We start from the raw sequence: 14,397 nt of genomic DNA, 5'->3' as shown, positions 1-14,397 counted from the left end.
TCACAGAAGCACAAGATTAAGCCGTTTCCAGCTTGCCTTTGCCTTCGTTCTCTTTTTCATCCAGATCGATATCGCCTTTACCTTTTGACTTCACAATGACATACACAGTGATGCCAAGTGTCGCAATCAGGCCGATGACAGTCGAGATCATCATTGGCAGACCGAAGCCCAGTGTACTGTTGTTCAGAATAAAGGTGATCACGACTGTGGTCATGAAAATAGCCGGTACTGTGGTTACCCAATGCAGCTTGTTGTGGCGCAGCAGGTAAGCGGAAGCTGTCCACAGCATCATGACAGCTGTGGTCTGGTTAGCAAATCCGAAGTAACGCCAGATAATCCCGAAGTCGACCTGAGTCAAAATGCCACCGATAACAAACAGAGGAACAGCCATCAGCAGGCGGTTACGCAGACTCTTTTGCTCCATGTTGAAGTATTCAGCCAGAATCAGGCGGCTAGAACGGAACGCTGTATCACCGGAGGTAATTGGCAGAATCACGACACCCAGGAAGGCGACCACACCGCCGACAACGCCCAGCAAGCCAAAGGATGCGCTGTAAACCACGTTACCCGGGCCACCGTTGGCCACTGCATCAGACAGGTTTTCCACCGAGCCGAAGAAAGACAGTGCCAGCGCACACCAGATCAAAGCAATCACGCCTTCACCTATCATGGCGCCGTAGAAAATGAAGCGGCCGTTTTTCTCATTTTCCATGCAACGCGCCATCAGTGGCGACTGAGTCGCGTGGAAGCCAGAGATAGCGCCACAGGCAATGGTGATGAACAGGGCTGGCCACAATGGCAGGTCATTCGGGTTCATGTTGGTGAACATCTGGCTGACTTCATAGTCGCCCAGCAGGGTGTATTCGCTGGAAACAGCAATAGCAGTGATCAGGCCAACCGACATGAAGATCAGCAGGAAGCCGAACAGCGGATAGAAGCGGCCGATGATCTTATCAACCGGTACTATGGTGGCGATGATGTAGTAAGCAAAGATGATAGCGACCATGGATCCCATAGAGACCGTCATGTCGGTTTGCTCGTTGACCAGGTTGGTGATCATACCTGCCGGGGCAGAAACAAAGACCACGCCGACCAGCAGCAGCAGCACAATGGCAAAGATGTTCATAAAGTGTTTGGCGCCATTGCCCAGGTAACGACCGGACAGCGTCGGTACTGAGGCGCCGCCATTACGCACCGACAGCATGCCTGAGAAATAGTCGTGCACGGCACCGGCAAAGATACAGCCCAGGACAATCCACAGCATGGCCGCCGGACCGTAAAGTGCGCCCATGATTGGACCAAAAATAGGGCCAACACCGGCAATGTTCAGCAGTTGTACCAGGTACACTTTTTTCTTGGACATCGGCACATAGTCAACGCCGTCCTGCATGGTGTAGGCGGGTGTCTGGCGCTTTTCGTTAATGCCGAAAAGTTTTTCAATAAAGGTACCGTAAATAAAGTAACCGCCAATCAAAGCAGCCACGCAAATCAGAAACCAGGCCATATCTGTGCCTCTCTCAGTGTAGGTAGGTTGTAGGGTTATTAAATCTTTTATCAAGGCTTGCATCTTAACCGGTTGCGGCAAAGACACACGGCCTAAAAGGCTGAGTGGCGGTATGACGTTATTGAGTGGTCGATAAAGAGGTTGAGTGGCGGCAACTGGGACTGAGCGGTTGTCTGTGAACTTGAGTGGTCAGGCGCTAAAGTGGTCATTGTTGAGCGGATAAAGCGAGGAGCAGGCAGAGCGAAATGCAACTGCCCCTGATTATTGGTCAGCTCAGCCCGTAGCGATCTTTGATTTCTTTCAGGTAACGCCGGCTGACCGGAACCTGCTGACCATGCTGGGTTGTGATTTCTGCCAATCCGTTATCCAGCAGTTTGATCTCACGAATCGCCTGCGGGTGGACCAGATACTGGCGATGGCAGCGGATGAGCGGGGTTTTTTCTTCCAGCACTTTAAGGGTCAGTTGTGTGGTTGCCTTAGTGTCTTTGGTGACTATGTGCACACCCGATAAATCAGAATGCGCCAGTTCGATATCTGCCGGGCTGAGCAGCAAGATGCGGTTATGACCACTGCACGGAATAAGTTCGAGCATTTCGCTGATCAAAGGGGTGTAATCAGGCTGGCGCAGCTCACGCTTCAGCTTGGCCAGGGTTTTGTCGAGCCTTGCGGGTTCAACCGGTTTTAACAGGTAATCAAAGGCATTATCTTCAAACGCTTTGATGGCGTAGTCGTCATACGCCGTCACAAAAACAATTTTGGGCATGGTGTCCGGATCCAGCATGCTCAGCAGTTCGATTCCTGTGATTTGCGGCATCTGGATATCCAGAAACACCACTTCGGGCTTGAGCAGATTAATCATCTTCAACCCTTCGATAGCGTTGGCACCGCTGCCTATGATTTCGATGTCGCCGCTGTCATGCAGCAGCTCAATCAGCTCCTCACGGGCATAGGGTTCATCGTCTATGACAAGCGCCTTGATCATGGTTGTCCGTTCTCCTTTGGCAGCGTAATGGTGGCCAGTGTCCATTGATTGGCTTCCCAGCTCATCTGCAGGCCGTATTCTTTGCCATAGCGGTTTTTCAATCGTTTATCGACAATTTTCATGCCCAGACCGCTCTCTTCGCCAACGGGCTGATACAAGCCTGCATTATCGCGGACTTCTAACACAATACGCTCATCATTCTGACACGCGTTGATCGTCAGTTTACCGCTTGCCAGCAAATTAGACGTACCATGCTTGATGGCATTTTCCACCAATGGCTGCAGCGTAAACGTCGGAATAGTGATATTCAATAATGCATCATCAATGTTGACTTCAACCTGCAGCCGGTCGGCAAACCGGGCACGTTCAATTTCCAGATAGGCATGCACGTGCTGCAATTCTTCTTCCAGGGTGACAGTTTCTATATTCTGTTTCAGATTGCGACGGAAAAACTGTGACAAATGCTGAATCAGCTGCCTGGCTTTATCAGGATCACGGCGGATAACCGCATTGATAGTGTTCAGCGCATTGAACAGAAAGTGCGGATTCACCTGTGCCTGCAACAGGCGCAGTTCTGCCTGAGTCAGCAGGGTTTGCTGGCGGTTATAGCGCCCTGTCAGGATCTGGTTTGACAAGAGCTTGGCAATGCCTTCTCCCAGCGTCAGATTGATGGTGGAAAACAGCTTATGCTTGGGCTCATAGAGTTTAATGGTACCTATCACCTCATGGTTGCCGCCAATTAAGGGGATCACCAGCGCAGAGCCTAATTTGCACTTGTCGTAGAGTGAGCAGCAGTAGGGCACTTCATAACCGTCGGCATAGACCAGCTCGCAGTTGTCTATGGCCTGCTTAGTATGCTTGGATGAAATCGGAGTGCCAGGCAGATGGTGATCATCTCCGATACCAATGAAGGCAAGAATCTTGTCTCTGTCTGTAATAGAAACCGCACCGACCCCGGTTTCTTCGTAAACGATACGGGCGATCTGTTTGGAGTTTTCCTGATTAAACCCCTGGCTGAGTATTCCCACAGATCGCTGGGCTATTTTCAGTGCCCGGCTGGAAAACGCGGCGGAGTATTTTTCATAAATGGTTTTTTTATCGCGGATAATGCTCATGAACAGGGCGGCGCCCACTGAGTTGGCGATGACCATAGGCAGGGCAATGGCACTGACCAGGCTGTAGGCTTTATCAAAAGGCTCGGCCACCGCCAGGATGATCAGCATCTGCAGGATCTCCGCAACCAGGGTAATGGCGAACACTGTCAGCGGCCGGAAAATCGCATCAAAGTTACTGCGGCGGACAAAATAGCTGTGCATGATGCCGCCGATCAGCCCTTCAACCGTGGTGGAGATGGCACAGGCGACATCAGTAAATCCGCCCATGCTGTAGCGGTGCATACCGCCGGTCAAACCTACGGCAAAGCCGACCACCGGGCCGCCCAGCAGCCCTCCCATGACAGCACCGATTGCCCGGGTATTGGCAATGGCATCTTCTATGTGGAGTCCAAAATAAGTGCCTAAAATACAGAAAAGAGAAAACAGCACATAGCAGGCAAAACGTTGTGATAAACGGCCAGATACCGTAGTAATAGGCATAAACAGCGGTGTCTTGCTTAACAGGTAAGCCAAAACCAGGTAAACACTAAGCTGTTGCAGCAGAGACAGGATGAGTTCCATGGCGGTATCGGAATAAGCTAAATGGATGTTTATGGTAGCTGTCTTTGCATGAAAGGCAATAATATACGTGAGTGTAAATAATTATTTACGAATGGTATTTTTTCTTTACAGGCTATTGCCCCATAAAAATCCAGTTGTTATTGTCTGTGTATTGACAGGGGGAATCCTGTTGTAACTAAAACTTTACGCCCAGGTGTGGCAAGATCAGGATGGCCCTATGCAGAAAGATGTGTTGAATAATGTCCATATTCAGGATGAACAAGTCCTTATTACGCCGCAACAGTTAAAAGATAAATTGCCTGTCAGTGAATCAGCGCTGTCTTTCATCGAACAATCGCGTAAAACCGTAGCCGACATTATCCATAAGCGGGATCACCGTTTACTGGTTGTCTGCGGCCCTTGTTCTATTCATGACGTCGAAGCGGCAAAAGATTATGCCCGCCGATTTAAAGAACTGGCTGCTGAAGTTGACGATCAGCTGTACCTTGTCATGCGAGTGTACTTTGAAAAACCGCGGACGACTGTCGGTTGGAAGGGCTTGATTAACGACCCGCATCTGGATGGCACTTTCGAGATTGAAGAAGGGTTACATATAGCACGCCAGTTACTGATCGATCTGGTGGAAATGGGTATTCCTCTGGCAACAGAAGCGCTGGATCCTATCAGCCCGCAATACATAGGCGATTTGTTCAGCTGGGCAGCCATTGGCGCGCGCACCACTGAGTCGCAGACCCACCGTGAAATGGCCAGCGGTCTTTCTATGCCGGTTGGTTTCAAAAATGGCACCGATGGCAGCCTGGGAACAGCCATCAATGCCATGCAGGCGGCCGCTTCCGGCCACCGTTTCATGGGGATTAACCGGGAAGGTCAGGTGGCTTTGCTGAACACTCAGGGCAACCCGGATGGCCATGTTATTCTTCGTGGTGGTAAGCAGACCAACTACGATTCAGTGTCGGTTTCCGAATGCGAAACTGAGATGGAGTCGGCGGGTCTCAACCCGGCCTTAATGGTAGACTGTTCCCATGCCAACTCTCGCAAGGATTACCGCCGTCAGCCACTGGTTGCCGAAGATGTGATCCATCAGATCCGGGAAGGGAATCATTCCGTCATTGGCCTGATGCTGGAAAGCCATCTCAACGGCGGCAATCAGAGTGCTGATCTGGATCGCAGCGAAATGGCGTACGGCGTCTCTATCACAGACGCCTGTATTAACTGGGAAGATACCGAAAGCCTGCTGCGCCGCGCTCGTCAGGAATTAACCCCTTTCCTACAACAACGTATTAAATAATGGAATAAGAGTCGAATGGTTGCGGAACTGAGCACACTACGAGATCAAATTGATGAAGTCGATAAGCAGATGGTTGCGCTGTTGGCGCGCCGTCTGGCTTTGGTCGAAGAAGTCGGCCATGTAAAAAGCCAGCACGGTCTGCCGATTTATGCCCCGGATCGTGAAGCTGCCATGCTGGCATCACGGCGACAGGAAGCGGCAGATCAGGGCGTACCGCCCGATCTGATTGAAGATATTCTGCGCCGCACCATGCGTGAATCTTATGCCAGTGAAAATGATTCAGGTTTTAAATGTCTGAAGCCTGAATTGCGTCCGATCGTTGTCGTTGGTGGTCATGGTCAGTTGGGCCGTCTGTTCTGTCGTCTGTTTGAGCTGTCGGGTTATCAGGTACGTACCCTGGGTAGTCAGGATTGGGACAAAGCGGATGAATTGCTAAAAGATGCCGGCATGGTTGTGGTGACCGTACCGATTCATCTGACCGAACAGGTGATCCGCCGTCTGCCTAAGCTGCCGGATGATTGCATTCTGGCTGATCTGACTTCGATTAAGAGCGGACCTGTTCAGACAATGCTGGAAGCGCATCAGGGACCTGTAGTGGGGCTGCATCCCATGTTCGGACCGGATATCAGCAGCCTGGCTAAACAAGTGGTGGTTTACTGTGACGGCCGTAACCCGGAAAGCTACCAGTGGCTGCTGGAGCAGATCCAGATCTGGGGAGCAAGCCTGAACAGGATCAGTGCTATCGAACATGATCAGGGGATGACCCTGATTCAGGCACTGCGGCATTTCACGTCGTTTGTGTATGGTGTTCACCTGGCCGAAGAAGATCCGCGTCTTGATCAGCTGTTGTCGCTCAGCTCACCGATTTACCGCCTGGAACTGGCGATGGTCGGGCGGCTGTTTGCACAGGACGGGCAGCTCTATGCGGATATCATCATGTCTTCGCCGCAAAATCTGGCCATGATTAAGCGTTTTCACCAGCGCTTTGGTGATGCTATCGCTATTCTGGAAAACAAAGATAAAGCCGCGTTCAAGCAGGCATTTGATCAGGTGGAAAGCTGGTTTGGTGACTACGCCGGACGCTTTTTGAAAGAAAGCCAGTCGTTGTTACGGCAGGCGAACGATGCGACTCACAGAGGTTAATTCGCTTCGTTTTTGTCTGCATAATCGTTGCTGTTAATATAAAAAGAAGGCCAGCTTTTGCTGGCCTTGCTGTGTTTATTCTTCCAGATAATCGACTTCGGTCGGTTTGACGTTTTCGCTGGGATAACAGCCTAACACCTTGATAAATTTTGTCAGTCGTGTCAGTTCTTCGAGAGCTTGCTGCATGGCCTCGGACTTCAAATTCGTTTCAACATCGACATAGAACATTTCTTCCCATGGATTGCCGATCACGGGTCGTGACTCCAGTTTCGCCATATTGATGTTGAGATTGCGCAGAACCAGCAGGCATTCAACCAGTGAGCCGGGTTTCTGGCCGGTCGACATGATGAGTGTGGTCTTGGCCGGGATCAGCGGCGTGACATCGACAGCTTTACGGGCAACGACAATAAAACGGGTAAAGTTTTCCTGCTGGTTGGCAATACCGGTTTTCAGCGGGGTTAAGCCATACAGCTCACCGCTGGACGCATTGCCAATGGCGGCGACATTCGGCTGTTTGAGTTCGGCGACCTGCTGCATGGCATCGGCAGTGCTGGATGTATATTCCTGCCTGATGTCGCCCATAGTGCGAAGGTACTCACTGCATTGCTGGTGGGGTTGCGGATGGGAATACAGGGTATCAATTTTATCCAGCGAGGTCGGAACGGCTGTCAGCAGACAGTGTTCAATCGGCTGGGTAATTTCGCCCACAATCGACAGACTGGTGTGCTGCAGCAAATCGTAAACTTCGTTAATCGAACCTGAGCTGGTGTTTTCAATCGGCAGGACACCGTAGTCAGCCTGACCGGTTTCTACCACATTGACCACATCACGGAAATTGGAACAGCTCATCTCAACCAGTTTGGTTTGCTTCCGGCTGAAGTACTGACGGCTGGCCAGGTTGGAATACGATCCTTTGGCACCCAGAAAAGACACGCGAACCACAGGCTGAAGGCTGTCAGGATTGGTTAGTTTTTGCAGATAAGCCTGCTGGAAAAGCACTGAGTCTTCAATAATGGTATGAAAGATCTGAGTGACATAGTTGGCATCCAGTTGGTGTTGGTTGCCTTGATCAATCAGTCTCAGTAACAGTGCTTGCTCTCTTTCCTGATCCCTGACAGGTTTGGTGGTTTTGATTTTGCTTTTGGCGACTTCCAGGCTCAGCTGACGCCGTTCTGCCAGTAGTGCCAGAATTTCATTGTCTATCCGAGTGACATGGGTTCGGATCTCGTCCAGTGAGTGATAGCTTTTGGTCATTCTGGTTTCCTGTCTGTGCGTATTTTATAGTTATGCTTACAAAAAAGCCCCCCGATTGGGAGGCTTGCTGTTCGTCTTTCGCTGCTTTCTTGCGTAACGATAGCCCCCACTTAAGGTGAGCGAAAAAAGAAGTGAAAGAAAAACAGTGCGTATTGAATCATGTGTCAGTCAGTCTCGTGAATATGCTGGCTAAATATTGTCTAGGAATCACCCTATGGCGAGTCGGTGATCTTGTCAAGAATAAAAAGCCCCGCCATGCGGCAGGGCTTGATAGGAAGGGTTCAGGCTTCGAAGTCTTCTTCTTCTGCGATTTCGGCTTCAGTCAATACAGGCTTCTGGCTGTGACTGGCTCGACGGGCTTCCGATTTGTGTGATTGCTTGCTCAGCTGTCGCTCCAGTTTCTGATACATGTCTTTAATGGCGGCGTACATGTTTTCCTGTTCAGAGGATGCCACAATGTTCCCCCCTGGAATGCCGGCTGTTGCTTCCACCTTGAAGTGCCGGTTAGGTTCTTGGCTGATAACAGCATGTTTGCCGATCAGCGGGACTTGAAAGCGCTCTAACTTACTGAATTTCTCTTCAATGCGCTCACGGATAGCAGGGGTGACATCAATGTTTTTGCCTGTGACTTCTACTTGCATAGTCTCTCTCCTGTTTTGCTACCCCTTGGTGGGTTAACTTCAGATTACTCTTCTCAAGCGTGAATAAAGTGATCTGGATCAACTTTGATAAGTAAAATAATTCACCAATTTATTTCTGTGACTTGTTCTGCTTTGTGACAAGAAAATGACTAAAAACCCCTTGTCGAGGGCATTATGAATGCGGCAGTATGGAGTGAGTTGATGACTGGCGGCCAGTGCTGCTCAGGGGTGTTTTTCGGCCTGAAGCTGAGCGTTTCGCCATGAATGATCAGGACCCACTGAAATTAGATTGAGTGCAGTCATCTGCGAGAATAAAAAACGGCAGCCAGATGGCTGCCGTTTGTCGTTTTATCTGTCTTAGGATCAAACCGGATTGAGATCAATCAGTCGCTGAGCATGTTCGGCTGGCGTTTCCAGGCCAAGTTTTTCATACGCGGTTTGCATCAGCGGCAGCGATTGACGGGCTGCTTCAGTATCCGGATACAGACGCTGAATTTGCTGGCAGCGGTTCACAGCGGCCACCCAGGCTTCACGGCGGATATAAAAGTCGGCAGCGGCTAACTCATAATTGGCCAGACGGTTTTTCAGGTAAACCAGTCTTGCTTTGGCATCTGCGGCATACTGGCTGGCCGGGTAGCGATCCAGCAGGCGCTTAAAGTCACGAAAGGCCTGGCGAGCCGGTTCCGGATCCCTGTCGTGGCGATCAATATCAAACACATCGTGCATGAAAGAACGATCCTGGGCCATGTGCGTCAGGCCACGCATATAGAGCACCCAGTCTGCTTTTTCATGGGTCGGGTTCAATCGGGTAAAGCGGTCTATGGTTGCTTCGCCGAGGGCCAAATCATCGTTCTTGTAATAAGCGTAAATCAGATCAAGCTGCACCTGCTCCGAATAAGCGCCGAACGGATAACGTGAATCCAGTGCTTCTAATCGTTCAATGGCTGTTACCCAGCTACCACTTTGTAAGGCTTGCTGAGCACTGCCGTACAGCTCAGAAGGCGGAATATCCGGTACCACTTCCTCTGTACTGGAGCAACCAGACACAATAGCGGCGGCAAGAAATGTCGTGATTATCAGGCGTTTCATTGCGGCGTCAGTTTCCTTGGTCATAATTTATTTCTGTGATCCATTACGGTCAGCGCCGTTAACAGATACAATGACAACTAATATCTGTCATTTTACGCAGCGTTTAGGCTTTAGTCTCACGCTTTTTGAAAAAGTTCTTTATGGCACAGCAAATAGAGTTAAGCAACATAGTAAACGATAGCCAGCTTGGTCAACGTCTTGATCAGGCTCTGGCTGAACTGTTTTCCGATTATTCCCGTTCGCGGATTAAAGACTGGATTCTCAATGGCAGCGTCTGCGTCAATGGCGCAGTGGTGACTAAACCCCGTCTTAAAATGATGGGCGGTGAAAAGCTCACAGTTGTGGCTGAGATTGAAGATGAGGAGCGCTGGATTGCGCAAGACATTCCGCTCAACATTGTTTATGAAGACGAGCATCTGCTGGTGATTAACAAGCCACGTGATTTTGTGGTTCACCCGGGTGCAGGCACGCCGGACGGTACTGTGCTCAATGCACTGTTACATCACTGCCCGTCTCTTGCCGAAGTGCCGCGAGCCGGTATTGTGCACCGTCTTGATAAAGACACGACGGGTCTGATGGTAGTGGCGAAAACGATTCAGGCTCAGACCCGACTGGTTCGCGCGCTGCAAAAACGCAAAATCACTCGTGAATATGAAGCGGTTGCTATGGGCAAAATGACCGGTGGTGGTGTGGTTGAAAAGCCGATTGGCCGTCACTCTACCAAGCGCACTTCAATGGCGGTACATGAGTTGGGCAAACCGGCTATCACACATTATCGTGTCGCTGAGCACTTTCGTGAGCACACCAGTCTGGTGCTGCGTCTGGAAACAGGGCGTACCCACCAGATTCGTGTTCACATGGCGTATCTTTCGCACCCTTTGGTGGGGGATACTCTGTACGGTGGTCGCCCACGCCCGCCACGCAATGCCTCTCAGGAGGTGATTCTCGCGCTTCGTGCCTTTGATCGTCAGGCTCTGCATGCTCGTATGCTGCGGCTTGATCACCCGATTACCGGTGAGTTGATGGAATGGCATGCTGAGACACCGAAAGATATGGTGGCTTTAGTCGAGACTCTGCGTCAGGACAAGCTTGACCATCCAGAGGATGATTACTGATATGTTGATTACCCCAGACTGGCCAGCGCCTGCGAATGTCAAAGCCATCAGTACCACCCGTTTCGGGGGTATCAGTCAGGGGGTCTATGCTGGCCTCAATCTGGGGGACCATGTGGGCGATACGCCGGCGGCTGTGTCACATAATCGTCAGTGGCTGCAGCAACAACTGGGTTTGGCGCATGCGCCTGCCTGGTTGTCGCAGACCCACAGCACAATAGTACAGGCACTGCATGAGCCGCTAGTGGGTATTCCCCATGCGGATGCCAGTATTACCCGGCAGCTGGGATTAGCCTGTACTGTGATGACAGCAGATTGCTTACCTGTATTGCTGTGCGATCGTCAGGGCACTCAAGTGGGAGCCGTGCATGCCGGATGGCGAGGTTTGGCTGACGGTATTATTGAACAAACGGTGACTTGTTTTGCTCAAGCACCGGATCAATTACTGGCCTGGCTGGGACCGGCCATTGGGCCGCAAGCCTTTGAGGTCGGCGGGGAAGTCAGGGAGCAATTTCTGGCCGATGATCCGGCGGCGGAATCTGCATTCCAGCCAAAAGGTGAAAAATGGCTGGCGGATATCTATCAGTTGGCCCGATTGCGTTTACATCGTCAGGGCGTGACTCAGGTTTTCGGTGGCAGTGAGTGTACTGTCAGCGACGCTTCCCGTTTCTTTTCTTATCGCCGGGATGGTGTAACCGGACGTCAGGCCAGTTTAATCTGGCTGGAAAAATAAACCTCTGTCTTACTCTCTTTCAATGCAGCGGCCTTGAGCCGCTTGCTGATATCCCCACAATTTATGCTTGAAAAGCACAAGGCGCGCAACCATATACCAAGATAATGACAAGGTCATATCTAGAGTGGAGGACTTATGCGTCTTGACCGGTTTACAAGCAAATTTCAATTAGCGATTTCTGATGCTCAGTCGCTGGCTTTAGGACGAGACCATCAGTATATCGAACCTGTGCATTTGATGATGGCACTGATGAATCAGGACAGCAGTACCACGCGGCCGCTGCTGACTCTGCTGAATGTAGATATTACCCAATTGCGTTCCAGTTTGTCTGAACAGCTCGACCGTTTACCCAAAGTCAGCGGTATCGGCGGCGATGTGCAGTTGTCCCATGGTATGGGCGTGCTGTTTAACATGTGCGATAAGCTGGCTCAGAAACGCAAAGATAAATACATCTCTTCCGAGCTGTTTATTCTGGCTGCGGTGGACGACAAAGGCCCGCTGGGCGAGCTATTGCGTAAGTTTGGTTTGAGTGCTGAAAAAGTTGAACAGGCGATTGAGAAAATCCGCGGTGGTCAGAAAGTCGATGATCCCAATGCCGAAGAAAATCGTCAGGCGCTGGAAAAGTTCACCATAGATCTGACCGAGCGCGCTGAGCAAGGCAAGCTGGATCCCGTGATCGGTCGCGATGAAGAAATCCGCCGTACTATTCAGGTCTTGCAGCGCCGCACAAAGAACAATCCGGTCCTTATCGGTGAGCCGGGGGTGGGTAAAACGGCGATTGTCGAAGGTCTTGCCCAGCGTATTGTCAATGGTGAAGTGCCTGAAGGGCTGCGCAATAAGCGTGTGCTGTCCTTGGATATGGGCGCATTGATTGCTGGTGCTAAATACCGTGGCGAGTTTGAAGAGCGCCTCAAAGCAGTATTGAACGAACTGGCTCAGGAAGAGGGCAGTGTCATCCTCTTTATTGATGAGCTGCATACCATGGTTGGTGCCGGTAAAGGTGAAGGTGCCATGGATGCGGGTAACATGCTTAAACCTGCGTTGGCCCGCGGTGAACTTCATTGTGTCGGGGCAACAACACTGGACGAGTACCGTCAGTTTATAGAAAAGGATGCTGCGCTGGAGCGCCGTTTCCAGAAAGTGCTGGTGGAAGAGCCGAATGTTGAAGATACCATCGCGATTTTACGTGGCCTGAAAGAGCGTTATGCGCTGCATCATCATGTAGAAATTACCGATCCGGCGATTGTCGCGGCGGCTAGCTTGTCGCACCGGTATATCTCTGATCGCCAGTTGCCAGATAAGGCGATTGACCTTATCGATGAGGCCGCTTCCAGTATCCGTATGCAAATTGATTCGAAGCCGGAATCTCTGGATCGCCTTGAGCGCCGAATCATTCAGCTGAAAATTGAGCAACAGGCGCTGTCGAAAGAAAGTGACGACGCCAGCCAGAAACGTCTGGCCGTGTTAAGTGAAGAGCTGGAAGGCAAAGAGAACGAGTACGCTGAACTGGAAGAAGTCTGGAAAGCAGAAAAAGCAGCGTTGTCTGGCACTCAGCATATTAAAGCGGAGCTGGAACAGGCGAGAACCGACATGGAGATTGCCCGGCGTGCGGGGGATCTGAATCGTATGTCTGAGCTGCAATACGGCAAGATACCTGAACTGGAGAAACAACTGGATCTGGCTGCCCAGGCAGAAATGCAGGAAATGAGTCTGCTGAAAAACCGCGTCACAGATGCTGAGATTGCCGAAGTGCTGTCACGTCAGACCGGTATTCCGGTATCCCGGATGCTGGAAGGCGAACGCGATAAGTTGCTGCGGATGGAAGAAGCGCTGCATCAGCGGGTCATAGGCCAGGACGAAGCTGTTAATTCAGTGGCGAATGCTATTCGCCGCAGCCGGGCAGGATTATCTGATCCAAACCGGCCTATCGGATCATTCCTGTTCCTGGGTCCGACAGGGGTCGGTAAAACAGAACTGTGCAAAGCGCTGGCCAACTTCATGTTTGACAGTGATGACGCCATGGTGCGTATTGATATGTCAGAGTTCATGGAGAAACACTCCGTCGCCCGGCTTGTTGGTGCACCTCCGGGTTATGTTGGCTATGAAGAGGGCGGATACCTGACTGAAGCGGTTCGCCGGCGTCCTTATTCCGTCATTCTGCTGGATGAAGTAGAAAAGGCGCATCCAGACGTGTTTAACATTCTGCTGCAAGTGCTCGATGATGGTCGCCTTACTGATGGGCAGGGCAGAACGGTCGATTTCCGTAACAGCGTCATCATCATGACATCGAATCTGGGTTCTGATCGTATTCAGGAGCATTTTGGTGAGCTTGATTATGCCGGTATCAAACATCTGGTTATGGACGTCGTGGGCCATCACTTCCGCCCTGAGTTCATTAACCGTGTCGATGAAACCGTTGTGTTCCATCCTCTGGGTGATAAACACATCAAAGATATCGCCCGAATTCAGATTGGTCGTCTGAGCGAGCGACTGGAAGAAAAAGGCTTTGAACTGAAAGTAGAAGATTCTGCGTTGGAATTAATTGCAAGCGCAGGTTTTGATCCTGTATATGGTGCTCGTCCGCTGAAACGAGCAATCCAGCAATACATTGAAAACCCATTGGCGCAGGATATCCTTTCCGGGCAATTAACCGTTGATAAGCCAATAGTGCTGGCAGCTAAGGATGAGCATATTTCTGCCAGCCAATAAAATCGTAAAGTAAGAAAAGCCTGCTCGATAGCAGGCTTTTCTGTATTTTTTGGCTTGTGTTGGCTGTTTTTTGCTCTTAAGCGCAGGGTTTGTTCGAAATATGACCTGTTGAAATTTATTTGTGATTTTATGCTTGCCAAGGTGCGCGAACTCTCTATAATGCCGCCTCACTGACACGGAGAACGGCGCTTACAGCCAAGGCCATGTCAGACGCTCTTTAACAATTTGACCATGCAATCTGTGTGGGCACTCGACAATGATACAGT

The 14,397-nt window shown here is 50.7% G+C and carries 11 protein-coding genes and 1 other annotated feature; of the genes, 5 read left to right on the top strand and 6 right to left on the bottom strand.

All coding sequences use genetic code 11. From position 1 onward, the window contains the following. Window positions 1-16 precede the first annotated feature (16 nt). The 3 genes from KCG43_RS07525 to KCG43_RS07515 form a co-directional block, all read right to left on the bottom strand. Window positions 17-1,504, bottom strand: a complete 1,488-nt coding sequence (locus tag KCG43_RS07525) for a carbon starvation protein A (protein ID WP_192015699.1) — start codon at window positions 1,502-1,504, stop codon at window positions 17-19. Between the two features lie 268 nt (window positions 1,505-1,772). Continuing rightward, the gene (gene btsR, locus KCG43_RS07520) at window positions 1,773-2,486 is read right to left on the bottom strand and encodes a two-component system response regulator BtsR (protein ID WP_218384206.1); all 714 of its coding nucleotides are present in this window, start codon (window positions 2,484-2,486) and stop codon (window positions 1,773-1,775) included. Then, a complete protein-coding gene (locus KCG43_RS07515) occupies window positions 2,483-4,162 on the bottom strand; it encodes a sensor histidine kinase (protein ID WP_161456091.1) in 1,680 nt (559 codons plus the stop codon). The genes btsR and KCG43_RS07515 overlap by 4 nt, the downstream gene beginning before the upstream one ends. 217 nt (window positions 4,163-4,379) lie before the next feature. Between KCG43_RS07515 and KCG43_RS07510 the strand changes: the two genes are divergently transcribed. Beyond that, window positions 4,380-5,450, top strand: coding sequence for a 3-deoxy-7-phosphoheptulonate synthase (locus KCG43_RS07510; RefSeq protein ID WP_218384204.1), 1,071 nt, complete (start codon window positions 4,380-4,382; stop codon window positions 5,448-5,450). A 15-nt stretch (window positions 5,451-5,465) separates the two neighbouring features. Beyond that, window positions 5,466-6,593 carry a bifunctional chorismate mutase/prephenate dehydrogenase gene (gene tyrA, locus KCG43_RS07505; RefSeq protein WP_192015696.1) on the top strand — a complete coding sequence of 376 codons (1,128 nt, stop codon included), beginning with the start codon at window positions 5,466-5,468 and terminating at the stop codon, window positions 6,591-6,593. A 75-nt stretch (window positions 6,594-6,668) separates the two neighbouring features. On the opposite strand, the gene pheA is transcribed toward tyrA, so the two are convergent. The 3 genes from pheA to bamD form a co-directional block, all read right to left on the bottom strand. Beyond that, window positions 6,669-7,847, bottom strand: a complete 1,179-nt coding sequence (gene pheA, locus KCG43_RS07500) for a prephenate dehydratase (RefSeq protein ID WP_192015695.1) — start codon at window positions 7,845-7,847, stop codon at window positions 6,669-6,671. 38 nt (window positions 7,848-7,885) lie between these two features. After that, window positions 7,886-8,006 (bottom strand) — a sequence feature (Phe leader region). Window positions 8,007-8,128: 122 nt separating this feature from the next. Next, a complete protein-coding gene (hpf, locus tag KCG43_RS07495; RefSeq protein WP_192015694.1) occupies window positions 8,129-8,488 on the bottom strand; it encodes a ribosome hibernation-promoting factor, HPF/YfiA family in 360 nt (119 codons plus the stop codon). A 363-nt stretch (window positions 8,489-8,851) separates the two neighbouring features. Next, a complete protein-coding gene (gene bamD / locus KCG43_RS07490; protein ID WP_027253524.1) occupies window positions 8,852-9,577 on the bottom strand; it encodes an outer membrane protein assembly factor BamD in 726 nt (241 codons plus the stop codon). Window positions 9,578-9,717: 140 nt separating this feature from the next. Between bamD and rluD the strand changes: the two genes are divergently transcribed. The 3 genes from rluD (at window position 9,718) to clpB (ending at window position 14,131) form a co-directional block, all read left to right on the top strand. Next, the gene (rluD, locus tag KCG43_RS07485; protein WP_161443993.1) at window positions 9,718-10,692 is read left to right on the top strand and encodes a 23S rRNA pseudouridine(1911/1915/1917) synthase RluD; all 975 of its coding nucleotides are present in this window, start codon (window positions 9,718-9,720) and stop codon (window positions 10,690-10,692) included. Window position 10,693: 1 nt separating this feature from the next. Continuing rightward, window positions 10,694-11,422 (top strand): peptidoglycan editing factor PgeF, encoded by a 729-nt coding sequence (pgeF, locus tag KCG43_RS07480; RefSeq protein WP_218384202.1) that lies wholly within the window; start codon window positions 10,694-10,696, stop codon window positions 11,420-11,422. 135 nt (window positions 11,423-11,557) lie between these two features. Continuing rightward, on the top strand, window positions 11,558-14,131 hold the full coding sequence (gene clpB / locus KCG43_RS07475; protein WP_218384200.1) for an ATP-dependent chaperone ClpB: 2,574 nt from the start codon (window positions 11,558-11,560) through the stop codon (window positions 14,129-14,131). Window positions 14,132-14,397 lie beyond the last annotated feature (266 nt).

This window comes from Photobacterium sp. WH24 (assembly GCF_019204055.1).
Classification (GTDB): Bacteria; Pseudomonadota; Gammaproteobacteria; order Enterobacterales; family Vibrionaceae; genus Photobacterium; species Photobacterium arenosum.
This window is presented reverse-complemented; position numbering and strand designations above follow the sequence as displayed.

Excerpts from the sequence above, each read along its gene's own strand:
- KCG43_RS07525 (WP_192015699.1), bottom strand. The coding sequence starts at position 1,504 with ATGGCCTGGTTTCTGATTTGCGTGGCTGCTTTGATTGGCGGTTACTTT.
- btsR (WP_218384206.1), bottom strand. The coding sequence starts at position 2,486 with ATGATCAAGGCGCTTGTCATAGACGATGAACCCTATGCCCGTGAGGAG.
- KCG43_RS07515 (WP_161456091.1), bottom strand. The coding sequence starts at position 4,162 with ATGGAACTCATCCTGTCTCTGCTGCAACAGCTTAGTGTTTACCTGGTT.
- KCG43_RS07510 (WP_218384204.1), top strand. The coding sequence starts at position 4,380 with ATGCAGAAAGATGTGTTGAATAATGTCCATATTCAGGATGAACAAGTC.
- tyrA (WP_192015696.1), top strand. The coding sequence starts at position 5,466 with ATGGTTGCGGAACTGAGCACACTACGAGATCAAATTGATGAAGTCGAT.
- pheA (WP_192015695.1), bottom strand. The coding sequence starts at position 7,847 with ATGACCAAAAGCTATCACTCACTGGACGAGATCCGAACCCATGTCACT.
- hpf (WP_192015694.1), bottom strand. The coding sequence starts at position 8,488 with ATGCAAGTAGAAGTCACAGGCAAAAACATTGATGTCACCCCTGCTATC.
- bamD (WP_027253524.1), bottom strand. The coding sequence starts at position 9,577 with ATGAAACGCCTGATAATCACGACATTTCTTGCCGCCGCTATTGTGTCT.
- rluD (WP_161443993.1), top strand. The coding sequence starts at position 9,718 with ATGGCACAGCAAATAGAGTTAAGCAACATAGTAAACGATAGCCAGCTT.
- pgeF (WP_218384202.1), top strand. The coding sequence starts at position 10,694 with ATGTTGATTACCCCAGACTGGCCAGCGCCTGCGAATGTCAAAGCCATC.
- clpB (WP_218384200.1), top strand. The coding sequence starts at position 11,558 with ATGCGTCTTGACCGGTTTACAAGCAAATTTCAATTAGCGATTTCTGAT.